Source organism: Rhodococcus aetherivorans (genome assembly GCF_011058165.1).
Taxonomy (GTDB): domain Bacteria; phylum Actinomycetota; class Actinomycetes; order Mycobacteriales; family Mycobacteriaceae; genus Rhodococcus; species Rhodococcus aetherivorans.
The window spans coordinates 60,063-78,157 of sequence record NZ_JAALEG010000020.1 but is presented as its reverse complement, the minus strand read 5'-3'; the positions used below and the strand labels follow the sequence as shown (position 1 = coordinate 78,157).

At 72.0% G+C, this 18,095-nt stretch carries 18 protein-coding genes; 7 read left to right on the top strand and 11 right to left on the bottom strand.

From position 1 onward, the window contains the following. Positions 1 to 41: 41 nt before the first annotated feature. Positions 42 to 2,087 carry a PTS fructose transporter subunit IIABC gene (locus G6039_RS11090; RefSeq protein WP_029543363.1) on the top strand — a complete coding sequence of 682 codons (2,046 nt, stop codon included), beginning with the start codon at positions 42 to 44 and terminating at the stop codon, positions 2,085 to 2,087. Positions 2,088 to 2,125: 38 nt separating this feature from the next. After that, positions 2,126 to 2,383: an HPr family phosphocarrier protein gene (locus G6039_RS11085; protein ID WP_006935073.1), complete on the top strand. Its 258-nt coding sequence runs from the start codon at positions 2,126 to 2,128 to the stop codon at positions 2,381 to 2,383. A 2-nt stretch (positions 2,384 to 2,385) separates the two neighbouring features. Here the strand turns inward: G6039_RS11085 and G6039_RS11080 are convergent, their stop codons facing one another. From G6039_RS11080 to G6039_RS11060, 5 genes are all read right to left on the bottom strand, one after another. Continuing rightward, the gene (locus G6039_RS11080; RefSeq protein WP_029543362.1) at positions 2,386 to 3,417 is read right to left on the bottom strand and encodes a hypothetical protein; all 1,032 of its coding nucleotides are present in this window, start codon (positions 3,415 to 3,417) and stop codon (positions 2,386 to 2,388) included. After that, the gene (gene hflX / locus G6039_RS11075; RefSeq protein WP_006935077.1) at positions 3,417 to 4,865 is read right to left on the bottom strand and encodes a GTPase HflX; all 1,449 of its coding nucleotides are present in this window, start codon (positions 4,863 to 4,865) and stop codon (positions 3,417 to 3,419) included. The genes G6039_RS11080 and hflX overlap by 1 nt, the downstream gene beginning before the upstream one ends. 102 nt (positions 4,866 to 4,967) lie before the next feature. Beyond that, positions 4,968 to 5,834, bottom strand: a complete 867-nt coding sequence (gene dapF, locus G6039_RS11070; RefSeq protein WP_029543356.1) for a diaminopimelate epimerase — start codon at positions 5,832 to 5,834, stop codon at positions 4,968 to 4,970. A 10-nt stretch (positions 5,835 to 5,844) separates the two neighbouring features. Continuing rightward, positions 5,845 to 6,780: a tRNA (adenosine(37)-N6)-dimethylallyltransferase MiaA gene (gene miaA / locus G6039_RS11065; RefSeq protein ID WP_029543354.1), complete on the bottom strand. Its 936-nt coding sequence runs from the start codon at positions 6,778 to 6,780 to the stop codon at positions 5,845 to 5,847. After that, positions 6,768 to 7,484: a class III extradiol ring-cleavage dioxygenase family protein gene (locus G6039_RS11060; protein WP_029543353.1), complete on the bottom strand. Its 717-nt coding sequence runs from the start codon at positions 7,482 to 7,484 to the stop codon at positions 6,768 to 6,770. The genes miaA and G6039_RS11060 overlap by 13 nt, the downstream gene beginning before the upstream one ends. A 151-nt stretch (positions 7,485 to 7,635) precedes the next feature. Between G6039_RS11060 and G6039_RS11055 the strand changes: the two genes are divergently transcribed. Next, positions 7,636 to 8,994: a DUF349 domain-containing protein gene (locus G6039_RS11055; RefSeq protein WP_029543352.1), complete on the top strand. Its 1,359-nt coding sequence runs from the start codon at positions 7,636 to 7,638 to the stop codon at positions 8,992 to 8,994. 74 nt (positions 8,995 to 9,068) lie between these two features. Here G6039_RS11055 and G6039_RS11050 read toward each other — a convergent pair whose 3' ends face one another. Both G6039_RS11050 and miaB read right to left on the bottom strand, forming a co-directional pair. Continuing rightward, entirely contained in the window at positions 9,069 to 9,677 is a 609-nt protein-coding gene (locus tag G6039_RS11050) for an Rv2732c family membrane protein (RefSeq protein ID WP_006948249.1), read from the bottom strand. Continuing rightward, complete coding sequence (gene miaB / locus G6039_RS11045) at positions 9,674 to 11,224, bottom strand: tRNA (N6-isopentenyl adenosine(37)-C2)-methylthiotransferase MiaB (protein ID WP_006948250.1); 1,551 nt, start codon at positions 11,222 to 11,224, stop codon at positions 9,674 to 9,676. Before miaB ends, G6039_RS11050 begins: the two co-directional genes overlap by 4 nt. Before the next feature lie 260 nt (positions 11,225 to 11,484). Here miaB and G6039_RS11040 point away from each other — a divergent pair, with 260 nt between their 5' ends. The 4 genes from G6039_RS11040 (at position 11,485) to G6039_RS11025 (ending at position 14,795) form a co-directional block, all read left to right on the top strand. Beyond that, positions 11,485 to 12,213 carry an amino acid ABC transporter ATP-binding protein gene (locus G6039_RS11040; protein WP_029543348.1) on the top strand — a complete coding sequence of 243 codons (729 nt, stop codon included), beginning with the start codon at positions 11,485 to 11,487 and terminating at the stop codon, positions 12,211 to 12,213. Between the two features lie 59 nt (positions 12,214 to 12,272). Continuing rightward, positions 12,273 to 13,106 (top strand): glutamate ABC transporter substrate-binding protein, encoded by an 834-nt coding sequence (locus G6039_RS11035; protein ID WP_006948252.1) that lies wholly within the window; start codon positions 12,273 to 12,275, stop codon positions 13,104 to 13,106. Positions 13,107 to 13,188: 82 nt separating this feature from the next. Continuing rightward, positions 13,189 to 13,869: an amino acid ABC transporter permease gene (locus G6039_RS11030; RefSeq protein ID WP_006948253.1), complete on the top strand. Its 681-nt coding sequence runs from the start codon at positions 13,189 to 13,191 to the stop codon at positions 13,867 to 13,869. Then, the gene (locus G6039_RS11025; RefSeq protein ID WP_006948256.1) at positions 13,866 to 14,795 is read left to right on the top strand and encodes an amino acid ABC transporter permease; all 930 of its coding nucleotides are present in this window, start codon (positions 13,866 to 13,868) and stop codon (positions 14,793 to 14,795) included. The genes G6039_RS11030 and G6039_RS11025 overlap by 4 nt, the downstream gene beginning before the upstream one ends. Before the next feature lie 4 nt (positions 14,796 to 14,799). On the opposite strand, the gene recX is transcribed toward G6039_RS11025, so the two are convergent. The 4 genes from recX to G6039_RS11005 form a co-directional block, all read right to left on the bottom strand. Next, positions 14,800 to 15,378, bottom strand: a complete 579-nt coding sequence (recX, locus tag G6039_RS11020; RefSeq protein ID WP_006948258.1) for a recombination regulator RecX — start codon at positions 15,376 to 15,378, stop codon at positions 14,800 to 14,802. Between the two features lie 8 nt (positions 15,379 to 15,386). Next, complete coding sequence (recA, locus tag G6039_RS11015) at positions 15,387 to 16,427, bottom strand: recombinase RecA (protein ID WP_006948259.1); 1,041 nt, start codon at positions 16,425 to 16,427, stop codon at positions 15,387 to 15,389. Positions 16,428 to 16,612: 185 nt separating this feature from the next. Beyond that, entirely contained in the window at positions 16,613 to 16,807 is a 195-nt protein-coding gene (locus tag G6039_RS11010) for a DUF3046 domain-containing protein (protein ID WP_029543347.1), read from the bottom strand. A gap of 63 nt (positions 16,808 to 16,870) precedes the next feature. Beyond that, entirely contained in the window at positions 16,871 to 18,025 is a 1,155-nt protein-coding gene (locus G6039_RS11005; RefSeq protein WP_043798198.1) for a glycosyltransferase, read from the bottom strand. Positions 18,026 to 18,095: the final 70 nt, after the last annotated feature.

The following is an 18,095-nucleotide window of genomic DNA, read 5'->3' as shown; positions in this document are numbered from 1 at the left end:
CCCCGTCCCCGGCCCTCCCTCACCACCAGTAAGGACACGCCATGCCAGACATCGCTTCCGGCGCCACCTCCGGGCCCGCGATCATCGACGACGGCCTGATCGCGCTCGACGCAGACCTCGGCGCCGACAAGGAGTCGGTCATCGCCGCGCTGGCCTCGCGGCTGGCCGCCGCCGGCCGCGCCACCGACGCGGCGGCACTGACGGCCGCCGCCCTGGACCGGGAGGCCAAGTCGGCCACCGGCCTGCCCGGTGGGATCGCCATCCCGCACTGCCGCGCCGACGCCGTCGCCACCGCGTCGCTCGGCTTCGCGCGACTGTCCCCCAAGGTGGACTTCGGCGCCCCCGACGGACCCGCCGACCTCGTGTTCCTCATCGCCGCCCCGGAGGGGGCCGGAGCCGAGCACATGAAGCTGCTCTCGTCGCTCGCCCGGGCACTCGTGCGGCCGGACTTCGTCGGGTCACTGCGCGACGCGGCCACACCCGCGGACGTGATCGCGCTGGTCGAGGGGGTTCTGCCGAAACCGGCCCCGGCCACCACCGCGGCCCCGGCCGCCGAGTCCGCGCCGGCCACCCCGGCGCCCGAACCCACCCCGGCCGCCGAGCGCACCATCGTCGCTGTCACCGCCTGCCCGACGGGAATCGCCCACACCTACATGGCCGCCGATGCCCTCAAGGCCGCGGGCGAACGCGCCGGGGTCACGGTGCGGGTCGAGACCCAGGGTTCGAGCGGCAGCACCCCCCTGCCGGCGTCCGTGATCGCCGGCGCCGACGCCGTCATCTTCGCCACCGACGTCGGCGTGAAGAACCGCGAACGGTTCGCCGGCAAACCGGTGGTCGCCTCGGGCGTCAAGCGGGCGATCAACGAGCCCGACGTGATGGTCGCCGAGGCGATGCGCGCGGCGAAGGACCCGTCCGCGGGCACCGTCGACGCGGCCGCCGTGGCTGCGGCCGCCGACGAACCCTCGGCGGGCGAGGTCGGCTGGGGCACCCGGCTGCGTCAGATCCTGCTGACCGGCGTGAGCTACATGATCCCGTTCGTCGCCGCGGGCGGCCTGCTCATCGCCCTCGGATTCCTGCTCGGCGGGTACGAGATCACCGAGCCCGCCGCCGACATCGTGGTCGGCAACTCGCTGACCGACCTCCCGGACGGCGGCCTGACCACCTATCTCGGCGCGGTTCTGTTCCAGCTCGGCTCGCTGGCGTTCTCCTTCCTGGTGCCCGCCCTGGCGGGCTTCATCGCCTTCGCGATCGCGGACCGGCCCGGCCTGGCGCCCGGCTTCACCGCCGGCGCGGTGGCCGTGTTCGTCGGGGCCGGCTTCATCGGTGGCCTCGTCGGCGGCCTCATCGCAGGCTTCGCAGCGCTGTGGGTGGGTCGCATCCCGGTCCCGGTGTGGGCCCGCGGGCTGATGCCGGTGGTGATCATCCCGCTGTTCGCCACCCTCATCGTCGGCGCCCTCATGTTCCTCGTCCTCGGCAAGCCCCTCGCCGCGATCACCACGGGCCTGACGAACTGGCTCAACGGCCTGTCCGGGAGTTCGGTCGTCATCCTCGGCGTGATCCTCGGCCTGATGATGTGCTTCGACCTCGGCGGCCCGGTCAACAAGGCCGCCTACGCCTTCGCCGTCGCCGGGCTCGACGTCTCGAACAACGCCTCGCTGCAGATCATGGCGGCCGTGATGGCCGCCGGCATGGTGCCGCCGCTGGCGATGGCACTGTCGTCGACGCTGCGGCCGGGCATCTACAGCACCGCCGAACGGGAGAACGGCAAGGCCGCATGGCTGCTCGGTGCCTCGTTCATCTCCGAGGGAGCGATCCCGTTCGCGGCGGCGGACCCGCTGCGGGTGATCCCGTCGATGATGGCCGGCGGCGCCGTCACCGGCGCGATCGTGATGGCCACCGGGACGACCCTCAGCGCCCCGCACGGCGGCATCTTCGTGTTCTTCGCCATCGGCAACCTGCTGTGGTTCCTGGTCGCCCTCGCCGCCGGCACCGTCGTGGGTGCGCTGTGCGTGACCCTCGCCAAGGAGGTGCACCGGCCCGCCCACCTGCGCAGCAGCGACACCGCGGCCCAGCCCGCCGTCGCCTGATCGGATCCGACGACCGTCCCTACCCCGAAGGAGTTCCCATGCCCAGCACCACCGTCACCGTCGGCTCGTCCATCGGCCTGCATGCCCGGCCGGCCGGCATCATCGCCGAAGCCGTGGTCGCCTCCGGAGTCCCGGTGACCCTGGCCGTGGACGGCGGCGAACCCGTCGACGCGGGCTCGGCGCTGCTCATCATGACGCTCGGCGCCACCCAGGGCACCGAGGTCACCGTGACCAGCGACGACACCGACGTGCTCGCCCGGGTCGCCGAGCTGGTGGCCGCCGACCTCGACGCCTGACGTCAGCCCCGGCGGCGGCGCGCGGCCCGTCGCCACAGCCCGCCTGCGGCGGCTGCGATCACCACGATGCCCGCGGCGATTGCCGCGGGCATCGCCCCGTCCGGGGTCTGCGCCGGCTCCTCCGCAGGCGTGGGCCGGAACAGGCCCACCACGTCGCGCCACACCCGCACTCCCGGCAGGGCGCCGTCGGCGGATTCGGAAGCGGTCAGCAGGTCCCCGCTCGCGGTGAAGGCCACCGCCTCGCCCTGGGGTTCGTGGGGCACCGGCACCCGCAGGGCCGGGCCCGCCGCGAGCGCCGCCGCGACGTCGCCGTCGGGGGCGTGGAAGAGGTAGACATCGGTGTACGTGCGCACTGCGGCGACGGTGCCGTCGGCGCTGACCGCGCCACCGGTGACCAGCGCGGAGGAGGCCCCGCCGACGGGTCCGCCGGGGGTGTCCGTGGGGCCGAGGGTCAGGGATCCGACGCGTTCGAGCGGGACCGGCCCCGGGTCGGGCAGGTCGTCCACGCTCCGCCCGCCCGCCGGCCGGTAGATCCCGGCACTGCCGAACAGCGGCTTGGAGACGATCAGCGGCACCCCGTCGCGCGGGACGAGCAGCGTCTCCGCGTCGCGTGGGCCGTCGGGATAGGTGAGCCGGTGCAGGCTGCCCGCGCCGGTCTGCGGGTCGACCGAGATCAGCGCGACGGTGTCGCGCGCGGCGCGATTGTCGCCGACGTCGCCGAGCCACAGCCGGCCGTCCGGACCGGCGGCGAGGTCCTCCACGTCGTACGGGTCGACGGGCGGCGGGATGCGGCGCACCACCGCGCAGTCGGCCCCGAGCTCGAACACCGCCTCGTCGGCCCCGGCGTCCGGCACCGCGAACACGCGATCACCGGAGGCGACGAGGCCCGACAGCTCCGCGAGGGCGGGATCGGTGGGGGTGCACAGCACGCCACCGTCGACCTCGGCGATCGGGACCGTGGAGGTCTGCGCCGCGGCGGCCGGCGCCGACACGACGGCCGCCGAGGCCACCAGGCCGACGAGGGCCCCGCGCACTAGGCGGCGTACTCGACCAGGGCCGACGCGAGCGCCTGCGGCACGCGGGCATGCACGCGCGTACCGTCCACCTCGTGCGCGGAGTTCAGGACCTGCCCGTCCGAGTGGATCCGCGCGAGCAGGTCGCCCCGCGTGTACGGCAGCAGCACCTTCACCTCGACGTCCGGGTGCTCGAGCAGCGCGGCGAGGTGCTCGCGCAGTTCGTCGAGTCCCTCGCCGCTGCGCGCCGAGACGAACACCGCGTCGGGCAGCAGGGCGCGCAGCTCGGTGAGGGTCAGCGGGTCGGCGGCGTCGACCTTGTTCACCACGATCAGCTCGGGCGGCGGCGGAGCGTCGGACTCGCGCAGCACGTCGGTGATCACCTCGCGCACGGCCTTGATCTGGTCCGTCGGCAACGGATCGGACCCGTCCACCACGTGCAGCAGCAGGTCCGCGTCCGTGACCTCCTCGAGGGTGGAGCGGAACGCCTCGACGAGCTGGGTCGGCAGGTGCCGCACGAAGCCGACGGTGTCGGTGAGCACGTACTCCCGTCCGTCCGGCAGTTCGGCCCGGCGGGTGGTCGGGTCGAGCGTCGCGAACAACGCGTTCTGCACCAGCACACCGGAACCGGTGAGCTTGTTGAGCAGGCTGGACTTGCCGGCGTTGGTGTAGCCGACGATGGCGACCGACGGGATGCGGTTGCGCATGCGCCGGGTGCGCTTGGTGTCGCGAACGGACTTCATCGCCTTGATCTCGCGGCGCAGCTTGGCCATCCGTTCGCGGATGCGGCGACGGTCCGTCTCGATCTTCGTCTCGCCGGGACCGCGCAGGCCCACGCCGCCGTTGCTGCCGGCACGGCCGCCGGCCTGCCGCGACATCGACTCGCCCCAGCCGCGCAGTCGCGGCAGCATGTACTCCATCTGCGCGAGCGATACCTGCGCCTTGCCTTCACGGGAGGTGGCGTGCTGGGCGAAGATGTCGAGGATCAGTGCGGTGCGGTCGATGACCTTGACCTTGACGATCTTCTCCAGGGCGGTCAGCTGCGCAGGGGTGAGCTCGCCGTCGCAGATGACGGTGTCGGCACCGGTGGCCAGCACCACCTGGCGCAGTTCCTCGGCCTTGCCGGAGCCGATGTAGGTCGCGGCGTCGGGACGGTCCCGGCGCTGGATCAGGCCCTCGAGTACCTCGGAGCCCGCGGTCTCGGCCAGTGCGGCGAGCTCGGCGAGGCTGGCCTCGGCCTGGGCCGCGGTGCCGCCGGTCCACACCCCGACCAGCACGACCCGCTCGAGGCGGAGCTGCCGGTATTCGACCTCGGTGATGTCCTCGAGTTCGGTGGACAGCCCGGCGACGCGGCGCAGGGCGCTGCGGTCCTCGAGCTGCATCTCGCCGACCGACGGGTCGGCGGGGGCCCAGCCCGCGACGCGGTCCGCGTCGTCGGTGGCCGATTCGTTTCGTCGTGTGTTCGTCATACACGACCATCGTCCCACGTCGGACGCGCCGACGCATGCGACTTTCCGGGTGTCCGCGCAGGGCGAAACCCGCGCGGCGCACCGGCGCCGCCGGGCCGGGAGTCAGTCCAGGCCGCCCCACCAGTCGTCGCCGATCGTGCCCGACGCCACCAGCACCGACGGGCCGCGCAACGCGGCCCGGCCGTCCTCGAGGCGCACCTGCACGGTCCCGCCGGGGACGTGCACCTGGACCGTACCGGAGCCGGACCCGTCGAAACGCAACGCCGCGGCGGCGGCCGCGACCGTGCCGGTGCCGCAGGACCGGGTCTCCCCCACGCCCCGCTCGTACACCCGCATGTCCACCGCGCCCGCGGAGATGGGCGTGAGGAACTCGATGTTGACCCCCTGCGGGAAGAAGCCGGGGTCGAAACCCGGACCGGAAAGGTCGAGGGCGGCCAGGGTCGCCGCGGTCAGGTGCGGATCGACACAGGCCAGGTGCGGGTTGCCGACGTCGATGCCCAGCCCGCGGTACACCCGGCCCTCGATGGTGGCCGTCGACTCCCCCAGCTCCCGCACCACACCCATGTCGACGGTGACCTCGCCGTGGGTGGCGTCGGCGCTGTGCACCTGCACCGGCTTGCCGCCGGCGCGGCTGCCGACGACGAACTCGCCGCGCGACTCGAGCCCGCTGGCGGTGACGAAGTGCGCGAACACCCGCACCCCGTTGCCGCACATCTCCGCGATCGAGCCGTCGGCGTTGCGGTAGTCCATGAACCAGTCGTCGGCGTCCGTCCCCTCGGGCAGTGCCGGCAGAACCCCGGCGTCGACCAGCGCCCCGGCGCGCGCGACGCGCAGGACCCCGTCCGCCCCGAGGCCGCGACGGCGGTCGCACAGCGCCGCCACCCGCTTCGGCTCGAGGGAGATCCGCACGTCGGGATCCGGGAGGATCACGAAGTCGTTCTCGGTGCCGTGGCCCTTGCTGAAGTCCATGCCCGTCACCTTAACGACGGTTCGCATCGGCGAGAACCCGCAGCGCCGTGTCCCGCAGCGCCGGATCGGCACCGTCGAGCCAGTGCACCCGCGGATCCCGGCGGAACCACGAGCGTTGCCGGCGCACGTAGCGCCGCGTCCCGATGAAGGTGCGCTCGCGGGCGTGGGCGAGGTCGCACTCACCGGCCAGGTACTCGAGCACCTGCGCGTACCCGATCGCCCGACGGGCGGTTACCCCCTCGTGCAGCCCCTGCTCGCACAGCGCCGCCACCTCGTCGACCAGTCCGCGCTCGAACATCAGGTCCGTGCGCCGAGCGATCCGGTCGTCGAGGGCCACGGTGTCCCGGTCCACCCCCAGCACGACGGTCCCCCATCTGGGATCGCCGATCTGCGGCTGCGACGCCGCGAACGGCGCCCCGGTGAGCTCGACCACTTCGAGGGCGCGGACCATGCGGCGGCCGTCGGTGGGGAGGATCGTCGCCGCGGCGACCGGGTCGGCCCGCTGCAGCGCCGCGTGCACCGCGGCCACCCCCTCGTCGGCGAGCAGCGCCTCCCACTTGGCCCGTACCTGCGGATCCGTCGCGGGGAACTGCCACTCGTCGAGGAGGGCCTGCACGTACATCATCGAGCCGCCGACGATGATCGGCACGGCGCCGCGGTCCCGGATCGCCTCGACGTCGGCGGTCGCGGCCTGCTGGTAGCGGGCGACCGTGGCGGTCTCGGTGACATCGAGGACGTCGAGCTGATGGTGGGTGATGCCGCGCCGCTCGTCGACGGGCAGCTTGGCGGTGCCGATGTCCATGCCGCGGTACTGCTGCATCGCATCGATGTTGACGATCTCCCCGCCGAGCTCCTCGGCGAGATCGAGACCCAGATCGGACTTGCCGGTGGCCGTCGGGCCGACGACGGCCACCGGAGGGAGGGGCTCACGGGTCACGGTCGCCACATCCCGACGTGGTATCCCACGCCGTACGGCGCGCTGCTGTGGGTCGTGGCGGCCGCCGCCGGTCCGTCGGAGCCGAACACCGCGGCCAGCACCTGCCATGCGGCGCGGCCGTCGAGGACCAGTTCGGTGCAGAGCGCCGGGTCGAGCGCGGCGAGCGCGGCGGCGTCGCCGACCGCGAGGGCGGCGCCGAGCGCCTCGTCCACCTCCTGCGCCCCGGGGTGGTAGGCCCCGGGTGCCTTCGCGGTGAGCGTGGCCGGGCCGTCCGCGACCACGAGCAGGGCCGTCGGGGTGCGGTCCGCGTCCAGGGCGCCGCGCAGCCGCCGCCCGAAGCGGGCGCAGTCCTGCGGGGTCGTGTCGGCCGGCACGACGTGCGTGGTGGCGCGCACGACCGGCGCCGTCCGGTCGCGCAACCAGCCCGCGATCAGGGCCGGCAGCGGCAGCTGCGGATCGGGCGTCCCCGCGGTCGCCGGCCCGAGCGATACGGCCAGGTCGACACCGAAGCCGCGGAACGTTCCGACGGCCGTGTCCGGGAGGTGCGCGGCCTCCGTGCCCGTACCGACGACGACCCACTGCGCCGCGGCGCGCAGTTCCGCCCCGACGTCGAGCACGGCGGCGCGCAGGTCGGCGGTCTCGGCGGCCGCGGAGCCGGTCAACTCGGGAACGAGCAGGGGTGGGGACGGCACGAACGCCGCGGCGATCAACACACGGGCCACCGTAGTCGACCCGACCCGCCGCCTCCCGGCCGTGCGACCTGTTTCAATAGTGGGCGGGCGTGGTCTCGGAGCGACCTCCGCGGCCCGACCACGCGAACCAGTGCGACCAGGCAGCCGTGCCGCGCGGCAGAGATGAGGACCGATGACCGACCCGAACGCAACGCAGGAATCCCGCGCTCCGAAGCCGGGCGCTCCCAAACCGGGTCGGCAGCGGCCGGCCCCCGAGTCGTCGGCACCCAAGCCGCACCCGGCCGCCCATCCCCATCCGCAGCCCACGGTCCCGGCCAGCGATCCGAGCCGGTGGGGCCGCGTCGACGAGGACGGCACGGCGTGGGTGAAGACCGCCGAGGGCGAGCGGTGCATCGGGTCCTGGCAGGCGGGCGACGCCGCCGAGGGGCTTGCCCACTTCGGCCGCCGGTACGACGACCTCGCGACCGAGGTGGCGATCCTCGAGTCGCGGCTGAGCTCGGGCACCGGGGACGCGAAGAAGACCCGGGCGGCGGCCCAGGCGCTCGCGGAGTCCTTGCCCACCGCCGCCGTGATCGGTGACCTCGACACCCTCGCCGAGCGGCTCGCGGCGATCGTCGCGGACTCGGAGAAGGCGGCGGTCGCCGCGAAACAGGAGAAGGAGCACCAGCGGGCGGCGGCCACCGCCCGCAAGGAGGCCCTCGCGGCCGAGGCCGAGCAGATCGGCGCCGAGTCGACCCAGTGGAAGGCTGCCGGCGACCGGTTGCGGGAGATCCTTGAGGAGTGGAAGACGATCCGCGGCGTGGACCGTAAGGTCGACGACGCCCTGTGGCGGCGCTATTCGAAGGCCCGCGAGGCGTTCAACCGCCGGCGCGGCGCGCACTTCGCCGAACTGGACCGCGAGCGCGCCGCCGCCCGGACCCGCAAGGAGGATCTCGTGGCGCAGGCCGAGGAACTGCAGGACTCGACCGACTGGGGTGCGACGGCGGCCGCGTTCCGGGAACTTCTCGCCGAGTGGAAGGCGGCCGGCCGGGCGCCGCGCGAGGCCGACGATCAGCTGTGGAAGCGGTTCAAGGGCGCCCAGGACGTGTTCTTCGCCGCCCGCAACGCGGCCGCCTCGGAGCGGGACGCGGAGTTCGAGGAGAACGCGCAGGCGAAGGAGGCGCTGCTGCAGTCGGCGGCGTCGATCGATCCGGCGGCGGACATCGACGCCGCCCGGGCCCGGCTGCGCGAGCTGCAGGACAGGTGGGAGGAGATCGGCAAGGTCCCGCGGGAGCGGATGCACGACCTCGAGAGCCGTCTGCGGGCGATCGAGAAGCGGGTCCGCGAGGCCGCCGAGTCCGAATGGCGGCGCACCGACCCGGAGGCGCTCGCCCGTGCCGCCCAGTTCCGGGAGCGCGTGCGCCAGTTCGAGGAGCAGGCCGCCAAGGCCACCGCCGCGGGCCGCCCGAAGGACGCCGAGAGTGCGCTCGCGCAGGCGCAGCAGTGGCGGGAATGGGCCGACGCCGCGGAAGGAGCCGTCGGGGAGCGCTGAGCGCCCCTCCGGACACGACGGTGCCCCCGGCTCGTTCGAGCCGGGGGCACCGTCGTTCGTCCGGTCCCGGGCGGTCAGTCGTCGAGCAGGCCCTTGTTCTCCTGCTGGGCGGCCGCGTTGCGGAGTTCCTCCTCGGCGGCGAGCTGAAGCGCGGTGCGCGTCCACACCACCTTCGCCCAGTGGAAGGTGAGCACCATGACGGTGATCCAGCCCAGGATCAGGCCGATGCCCGGTCCCGCGCCCGGGTCGCCGACCGGCAGGGTCTGCCTCGACCAGATCGAGAGCATGCCGAACACGATCGACACCGCGGAGCCGGCCAGCGCCAGCCACGCCAGCACCCACCGGCGGGTGACGAGCGCCAGGATGGAGAAGATCGCGCCGAACACCAGAGCGAGCCACACGAAGATGCGGGAGGGCAGCGCGATGGACTCGGCGGTCGCGTCGGGGGCGAAGGACAGCACCTCCCACCCGTTGGCCGCCCCGGCGTGGGGCAGGCTGAACGAGCCGAGCAGCACGAGCACCGCGACCGCGACGACGAGCGCGCGGGCTCCGGGGTCGATCTCGCCGGCGATCTTGCGTTCGGCTGCCTCGAGGTCGGCGCGGACTTCGTCCATCGGATCCCTTCCGTCGTCCCCGGCGTCGTCGCCGGGCGTCCTGCCCTCGTCGGGGCCGCTCGCGGTCATGCGTCACATCCCGTCTGTGCCGGAAGTGGCTCGGGCACACCGATCTGCGGGAGACCGAGCCCCACCCCGATGGGGGGCGTCTTGGGGGTGCGGCCCTGCTCGAACCGGTCGCCGGCGCGGGTGCGCCGATGAGTCAGGATCGGGGTGTCCGCGACCAGATGGTGCGGGGCGGCCTCGCTGATCACGATCGTGACGACGTCGCCCGGGCGAACCGCACGGTCGATGTTGCCCTCGGGCCGGAAGTGCACGAGCCGGCCGTCACGGGCGCGGCCGCTCATCCGGGCGGTCTCGGAGTCCTTGCGGCCCTCCCCCGCGGCGACGAGCAGCTCGACCTCCCTGCCGACGAGCGCGAGGTTCTCCTCGAGGGTGATCCGCTCCTGCAGCGCGATGAGCCGTTCGTACCGTTCCTGCACCACCGCCTTGGGCAGCTGGCCGTCCATCTCCGCGGCCGGCGTGCCGGGTCGCCTGGAGTACTGGAAGGTGAAGGCGCTGGTGAACCGGGCCTTCTCGACGACGTCGAGGGTCTCCTGGAAGTCCTCCTCGGTCTCGCCGGGGAACCCGACGATGATATCGGTGGTGATCGCCGCGTGCGGCATGGCCGCGCGCACCTTCTCGATGATCCCGAGGAACCGCTCCTTGCGGTACGAGCGGCGCATCGCGCGCAGGACGCGGTCCGAGCCGGACTGCAGCGGCATATGCAGCTGCGGGCACACGTTCGGGGTCTGCGCCATCGCCTCGATGACGTCGTCGGTGAACTCCGCGGGGTGCGGGGAGGTGAAGCGGACCCGTTCGAGACCCTCGATACCGCCGCAGGCGCGCAGCAGCGCGGCGAACGCGCCGCGGTCGCGGGGCTGCTCCGGATCGGCAAAGGAGCGGCCGTAGGAGTTGACGTTCTGCCCGAGCAGGGTCACCTCGAGGACGCCCTCGTCGACGAGCGCGCGGACCTCGGCGAGGATGTCACCGGGCCGGCGGTCCACCTCCTTGCCACGCAGCGACGGCACGATGCAGAAGGTGCAGGTGTTGTTGCAGCCCACGGAGATCGACACCCAGCCGGCGTAGCTGGACTCGCGCCGGGCGGGCAGGGTCGAGGGGAACGCCTCGAGCGATTCGAGGATCTCGACCTCGGCGCGGCGGTTGTGCCGGGCACGATCGAGCAGCGCCGGCAGGTTGCCGATGTTGTGCGTCCCGAACACGACGTCGACCCACGGCGCCTTCTTCACAACGACCTCGCGGTCCTTCTGGGCAAGGCACCCACCGACGGCGATCTGCATGTTCGGGTTGGCGTCCTTGACGGGCCGCAGATGGCTCAGGTTGCCGTAGAGCTTGTTGTCGGCATTCTCCCGCACCGCGCAGGTGTTGAAGACCACGAGATCGGCGGGCGCACCCGGCCCTGCCTTGGTGAACCCGGAGTCCTCGAGCAGCCCGGACAGGCGCTCCGAGTCGTGCACGTTCATCTGGCAGCCATAGGTGCGCACCTCGTAGGTGCGGGCGCCGACCTCGGCGGTCGCGTCGAGGGCGGCCGGGGCGCTGGGGGGTTCATGGTCCATCGATGACACGTCCCAGCCTAGCTCACGGGGCCGGACCGCTCCTGAAGTGGGCCGAGAGAGACAAACTAGTCCATCGCGCGACCCGGCGGGGCGAACCGGAACCGGCCTTTCGGGGCCGACCGTAAATTTTCCATTACGCAGTCCGAACTCGGCTTGCGAAAATTGCGGCACGGCGGCGCGGGCAGCATAGGGTTCTGTCCATGACACCAGCGGCGGTCGAATTCGAGAAGCCCTCCGGCTCGGCAGGCGGCGCACCCCCGATGATCTCGATGTCGGCGGTGGAGAAGCACTTCGGAGCCCTGCACGTGCTGCAGGACATCAACCTCGAAGTATCGGCGGGTCAGGTCGTGATCGTGGTGGGGCCGTCCGGGTCCGGCAAGTCCACCCTGTGCCGGACCATCAACCGGCTCGAGCCGATCGACTCGGGCGAGATCCGGGTGGACGGCAAGCTGCTTCCCGCAGAAGGTAAGGCGCTCGCGGCGCTGCGAGCCGACGTGGGAATGGTGTTCCAGTCGTTCAACCTGTTCGCGCACAAGACCATCCTCGAGAACGTCATGCTCGCCCCGGTAAAGGTCCGTCGCAAGGGCAGGACCGAGGCCAAGGAGCAGGCGCTGCAACTTCTCGACCGCGTCGGCATCGCCAATCAGGCGGAAAAGTATCCCGCGCAGCTCTCGGGCGGCCAGCAGCAGCGCGTCGCGATCGCGCGGGCACTGGCGATGAACCCGAAGGTCATGCTGTTCGACGAGCCGACCTCGGCGCTGGACCCCGAGATGGTCCAGGAGGTGCTCGACGTCATGACGTCGCTGGCCCGGGAGGGCATGACGATGCTCGTCGTCACCCACGAGATGGGCTTCGCCCGCAAGGCCGGCAACCGCGTGCTGTTCATGGCGGACGGGCAGATCATCGAGGACACCGACCCCGACACGTTCTTCACCGCACCCAAGTCCGCCCGCGCCCAGGACTTCCTCGGCAAGATCCTCAGTCACTGATCCGGCGTCGCTGCCGCACCGGAACCGGGGCGGCATCACCCACAACACGGAGGTACTCGATGAGAATCACCCGCTCGGTTCGCCTGGGCATCGGCGCGATCGCCGTCGCCGTGCTCGCCACCGCGTGTGGCGGAGACGAGCAGCGCAGCGTGTCGCAGTCCGCCGAGAGCGGCTCCCTCGTCGTCGGCATCAAGTTCGACCAGCCCGGGCTCGGGTTGCGCAACCCCGACGGTACCTTCAGCGGGTTCGACGTCGAGGTCGCGAAGTACGTCGGGCAGCAGCTGGGAGTGGCGCCGGAGAACATCGAGTTCAAGGAAGCCCCGTCCCCGCAGCGCGAGACCCTCATCGAGAACGGTGAGGTGGACTACATCGTCGCCACCTACTCGATCACCGACACGCGCAAGGAGAAGGTCGACTTCGCCGGGCCGTACTTCGTCGCCGGCCAGTCGCTGCTCGTGCGTGCCGACAACACCGACATCACCGGACCGGAGTCGCTCAACGGCGGCAAGCGGCTGTGCTCGGTGGCCGGCTCCACCCCCGCACAGAAGGTCAAGGACACCTACGCGCAGGACGTGCAGCTGCAGGAGTTCGACACCTACTCCGCCTGCGTCGAGGCGCTGCGCAACGGTGCGGTCGACGCCGTGACCACCGACGACATCATTCTCGCCGGTTACGCGGCCCAGTACCCGGGCCAGTTGAAGGTCGTGGGCGAGCCGTTCACGGAGGAGCGCTACGGTATCGGTCTGGCCAAGGGCGACACCGAGTCCCGCAACCAGATCAACGACGCGATCGAAGAGATGATCTCGAGCGGGGCCTGGCAGGCCGCCCTCGAATCCACTGTCGGCCCGTCCGGATACCCCCTGCCGGAACCGCCGCAGGTCGACCGCTACTGACCATCCCCGTCGTCCGGCCGGCCCGTTCGACGACTCGTCACGGGCCGGCCGGATCCCAGTCCCCGATCGGTGGAGTTGACCTGTGGATCTGTTGAGCAAGTACGGCGATCAGTTGATCGACGCCTTCTGGACCACCGTGCAGTTGACGGTGTTCTCGGCGATCGGCGCGCTGATCCTCGGAACGATCCTCGCCGGCATGCGCGTGTCCCCGGTGCCGGTGGCACGGGCGGTCGGCACCGTGTACGTGGGGATCTTCCGCAACACCCCCCTGACGCTGATCATCATCTTCTGCCTGTTCGGCCTGTCACAGACCCTGGGCATCAGCCTCGCCCCCCAGTCGTCGCCGACGTTCCTGGTGGACAACAACTTCCGGCTCGCGGTGCTGGGCCTGAGCGTCTATACCGCGGCGTTCGTCTGCGAGTCGCTGCGCTCGGGCATCAACACCGTCAACGTCGGTCAGGCCGAGGCGGGCCGCTCCCTCGGGTTGACCTTCGGCCAGAATCTGCGCCTGATCGTGCTGCCGCAGGCGTTCCGCGCGGTGATCGCACCCCTCGGCAGCGTGCTGATCGCCCTGACCAAGAATTCGACGATCGCGTCCGTCATCGGCGTCTCGGAGGCCTCCCTGCTGATGAAGACCATGATCGAGAACGAGGCGCAGATCTTCGTCATCGGCGGCATCTTCGCCCTCGGCTTCGTGATCCTGACCCTGCCCACGGGCCTGCTGTTCGGCTGGCTGAGCACGCGATTCGAGGTGTCCCGGTGAGCACCGGCCGCGCAACCGTCCTCTACGACGCCCCCGGTCCCCGGGCGCGAACGATCTACCACGTCGCCTCGGCGGCGGTGGCCGTGCTGCTCGTCGCCGTCGGCTATTTCGTCTACCGGGCTCTCGACGACAAGGGGCAGCTCACCACCGCGAAGTGGGAGCCGTTCCTGGAATCGAGCTCGTGGACCACGTATCTGATCCCCGGCATCCGGGGCACACTCATCGCGGCCGCGGTATCCATCGTGCTCGCCCTGATCCTCGGGGCCGCGCTGGGCATCGGCCGGCTCTCCGATCACCGGCCCGTGCGCGCGGTGTGCGGCTTCATCGTCGAACTGTTCCGGGCCATCCCGGTACTGATCCTGATGATCTTCGCCTACCAGCTGTTCGCCGAATACCAGGTCTTCCGGTCGAAGTACCTGGCGCTGGCGGCGGTGGTCACCGGCCTGACCCTCTACAACGGCTCGGTGATCGCCGAGATCGTCCGCGCCGGCATCCGGTCGCTGCCCCGCGGGCAGACCGAGGCCGCCGCGGCGCTGGGCATGCGCAAGGGCCAGATCATGCGTCTGATCCTGTTGCCACAGGCCGTCACGGCGATGTTGCCGGCGATCGTCTCGCAGATGGTGGTGGCCCTGAAGGACTCCGCGCTCGGCTATCTCATCGGATACGTCGAAGTCGTGCGCGCCGGTCAGCAGCTCGGCGCGTTCTTCGGCAACTACCTGCCGTCGCTGCTCGTGGTGGCCGCGATCATGATCGTGCTCAACGGCGCGTTGACGGTCGTCGCGACGCGGCTCGAGCGGCGTCTGCGGACCGGACGCAAGAACCGTGCCGCGATGCCGGAGGCCGACGAGAACGCCCCCGACAACGTGCTTTCCGGCATGACCGTCCCGGGGGTGGACATCACCAGCGATCACGACAAGCGGCGGTAACCCGTCAGTCGGTGGCGACGTCGCCGGGCTCGGGATCGAGCCCGGCGAGTTCGCCGCGGACCACGTCGAAGGCCACGCCCTGCGGGTAACCACGGCGGGCGAGCATGCCGACCAGCCGTCGCACCACCTTGTCCCGTTCCGCGGCGATCTCGCGCCGATCCCCCTCCGTGGGCAGCGGGGGCTGGGTGCGCAGCTTCTTGCGCACCAGTTCGGCGGCGCGGGCGCGTTCGTCGTCGCCGTCGATCTGCTCCAGCGCCTCAGCCGCCTCGTGCTGCCCGATCCCCTTGCGGCGCAGTTCCATTGCCAGAGCACGTTTGCCCCGGCCGGCATGCCGATGACGGGAGCGCACCCACTGCTGGGCGAACTCGGCGTCGTCGACGAGGCCCACCTCGGTGAGCCGGTCGAGGGTCCGCTCGGCGACGTCCGCGGCGAAGCCCTTCTGTTCGAGTTTCGCGGCGAGTTCGGCGCGGCTGCGAGCCCGGTCGGTCAGCAGACGGAGGCACAGGTCCTTGGCCTGTGCCTCCGTTCCGCCGCCGGGCAGGTCGCCGCCGCGCCGGTCACCGCGACGGGAGTCGCTGCCCAACGCTCGACTCAGAAGTCGGCGGGCTCGTCGGCGGGCTCGGCGGTGACGTCCGCCCCGATGCCGAGCTTCTCCTTGATCTTCTTCTCGATCTCGTCCCGGACGTCGGTGTTCTCCAGCAGGAACTTGCGGGCGTTCTCCTTGCCCTGACCGAGCTGGTCGCCCTCGTAGGTGTACCAGGAGCCGGACTTGCGGATGAAGCCCTGCTCGACCCCCATGTCGATGAGCGAGCCCTCCTTGCTGATGCCGTGGCCGTAGAGGATGTCGAACTCGGCCTGCTTGAAGGGCGGCGACACCTTGTTCTTGACGACCTTGACGCGGGTGCGGTTGCCCACCGCGTCGGAGCCGTCCTTGAGGGTCTCGATACGGCGCACGTCCAGGCGCACCGAGGCGTAGAACTTCAAAGCCTTGCCGCCGGTGGTCGTTTCGGGCGAGCCGAACATCACACCGATCTTCTCGCGCAGCTGGTTGATGAAGATCGCGGTGGTGCCCGAGTTGTTGAGCGCACCGGTCATCTTGCGCAGCGCCTGGCTCATCAGGCGGGCCTGCAGGCCGACGTGGCTGTCACCCATCTCGCCCTCGATCTCGGCGCGCGGCACCAGGGCCGCCACCGAGTCGACCACGATGATGTCGAGCGCGCCGGAACGGATCAGCATGTCCGCGATCTCGAGCGCCTGCTCACCGGTATCCGGCTGCGACACGAGCAGGGCGTCGGTGTCGACACCGAGCTTGCGCGCGTACTCGGGATCGAGCGCGTGCTCGGCGTCGATGAAGGCGGCGATGCCGCCGGCGGCCTGGGCGTTGGCCACGGCGTGCAGCGCGACCGTCGTCTTGCCGGAGGATTCCGGGCCGTAGATCTCGACGACCCGGCCGCGCGGGAGGCCGCCGATGCCGAGCGCGACGTCGAGCGCGATCGAGCCCGTCGGGATCACGGCGATGGGCTGGCGGGACTCCTCCCCCAGGCGCATCACCGAGCCCTTGCCGAAGCTCTTGTCGATCTGCGCGAGCGCCAGCTCGAGCGCCTTGTCGCGATCGTGTGCCTGTGGTGCCATCGTGGTCCCCTTTTCGAGTCTCGTCTTGCTTGCCGATGACGTTAGAGTCCGGCACCGACAAGTTCGCCGTCCCGACCGGCGAGCGGCCGGATCTGTGGATGAATCGGACGCCTGTGGACTACTTCTTCACCACCCGCGGACCAGCATAGGCGAACAACTGTTCGAACGGAACGGGCGCGGCGGTTTCACCGGCGCGCGGGCGGGACGTCGAACTCCTCGCACAGGGCCCGCCACACCTCACGGGGTTCCCGGCCGGCCTCGATGGCCGCGGCGGCGGTCCGCCCGCCGAGCGAGAGCAGCACATGGTCACGTAGCAGGGCGTCGCCGCGCAGCTGCCCGAACTCGTTGCGGACACACTCGTGAAATTCCGTCAGTCGCACCTGCGCCACGGTAGTCGCTTCCCGGACCCCCGACAGCGGCCGGTGGCGCGGACGCGGGGCACGTCACCGCATCGGCGCCACGACGCTGCGGCAGACGGTCACCGGGTCCTCGACCTGCGTTGCCGTCGCGGCGGCCAGGCGGGCCGCGCGCGTGAAGCGCGGCTCGGCCAGCACGGTGTCCACGGCCGCCCGCAGCGCGTCGGAGTCGAGTGGCCGCACGACCACCGCGCTGCCCTGCCGGGCGGCCCGATTGGCCAGCTCCCACTGGTCGCCGCCGCCAGGCACCACTACCGCGGGCACCCCGGCGCGCAGGGCCTTGGCGAGCATCCCGTGGCCGCCGCCGCACACCACCACGTCGGCCTGCTCGAGCAGCAGGTCCTGCCGGCCGTGCCCGGCCACGACGCCGTCCGGCCAGTCCCGCTCGGGCGGCTCGAGCATCGCGACGACGATCCGCATCCCGGATCCGCCGAGGCCCGTGCACACGGCGTCGAGCAGGCCGGGCACGCCGGTAGCCGCGGTGGACGGGGCCACCATCACCAGCGGTCCGTCGCCGGAGGGCGGCGCCAGGACGTCGCCGGTGGGCTCCCACAGCAGCGGCCCGACGACGTGCGCCCCGGCGGGCCAGTCCGGTCGCGGCACCTCGAGGGCGGGCAGGGTGGCGACGAGCCGGGCCGCCGGCCCCGGATCCCGGGCGGCCAGGCCGATCCCGACGCGCGCCGCGGACCGTTCGCGTTCCCCCTGCCGGATCGACCGGGCGGTCGCCGCGCGCAGCACCGTGTCCCGCGCGCGCCCGCGCAGCCCGGTGCCTGCGGCGAGACCGCTGCCGATGGGGGGCAGCCCCCGCGAGGGCAGATACAGCGGATGGGGCGACAGCTCCACCCAGGGGATACCGAGGCGTTCGGCGGCCATGCCGCCGCCCGCGGTGAGCACGTCGGAGACGACGAGGTCGGGCAGCAAGGCGCTGAGCCCGGGCAGCATCTCGGACGCGATGTGGGCGGCGCGGGCATGGATGCGGGCACCGGCATCGGCATCGTCGTCCTCCGGACGCGGGGCCAGCCCGGCGAGCGGCGCGAGCGTCACCCCGTCCAGGTCGAGGCCGAGCCACCGCTCGCCGGTGAAGAGGACGGGCTCGTCGCCCGCCTCGGCCAGACGCAGGCTCAGGGCTATCGCCGGGATCGCATGCCCGGCGTCGGGCCCGGCCACCACCGCCACTCGCATCGGCTCAGACTGCCACACCCGCTCCGCGCTGCCCGGTTGTGGAGGCGACGCCGGGAGTACCGGCCGCCGC

What these genes read in the sequence shown, in the direction of transcription:
- dapF (WP_029543356.1), bottom strand. Translation starts at nt 5,834, where the DNA reads ATGGACTTCAGCAAGGGCCACGGCACCGAGAACGACTTCGTGATCCTC.
- G6039_RS11085 (WP_006935073.1), top strand. Translation starts at nt 2,126, where the DNA reads ATGCCCAGCACCACCGTCACCGTCGGCTCGTCCATCGGCCTGCATGCC.
- miaB (WP_006948250.1), bottom strand. Translation starts at nt 11,224, where the DNA reads ATGGACCATGAACCCCCCAGCGCCCCGGCCGCCCTCGACGCGACCGCC.
- hflX (WP_006935077.1), bottom strand. Translation starts at nt 4,865, where the DNA reads ATGACGAACACACGACGAAACGAATCGGCCACCGACGACGCGGACCGC.
- recA (WP_006948259.1), bottom strand. Translation starts at nt 16,427, where the DNA reads ATGGCACCACAGGCACACGATCGCGACAAGGCGCTCGAGCTGGCGCTC.
- G6039_RS11035 (WP_006948252.1), top strand. Translation starts at nt 12,273, where the DNA reads ATGAGAATCACCCGCTCGGTTCGCCTGGGCATCGGCGCGATCGCCGTC.
- G6039_RS11090 (WP_029543363.1), top strand. Translation starts at nt 42, where the DNA reads ATGCCAGACATCGCTTCCGGCGCCACCTCCGGGCCCGCGATCATCGAC.
- G6039_RS11040 (WP_029543348.1), top strand. Translation starts at nt 11,485, where the DNA reads ATGATCTCGATGTCGGCGGTGGAGAAGCACTTCGGAGCCCTGCACGTG.
- G6039_RS11055 (WP_029543352.1), top strand. Translation starts at nt 7,636, where the DNA reads ATGACCGACCCGAACGCAACGCAGGAATCCCGCGCTCCGAAGCCGGGC.
- G6039_RS11005 (WP_043798198.1), bottom strand. Translation starts at nt 18,025, where the DNA reads ATGCGAGTGGCGGTGGTGGCCGGGCCCGACGCCGGGCATGCGATCCCG.
- G6039_RS11050 (WP_006948249.1), bottom strand. Translation starts at nt 9,677, where the DNA reads ATGACCGCGAGCGGCCCCGACGAGGGCAGGACGCCCGGCGACGACGCC.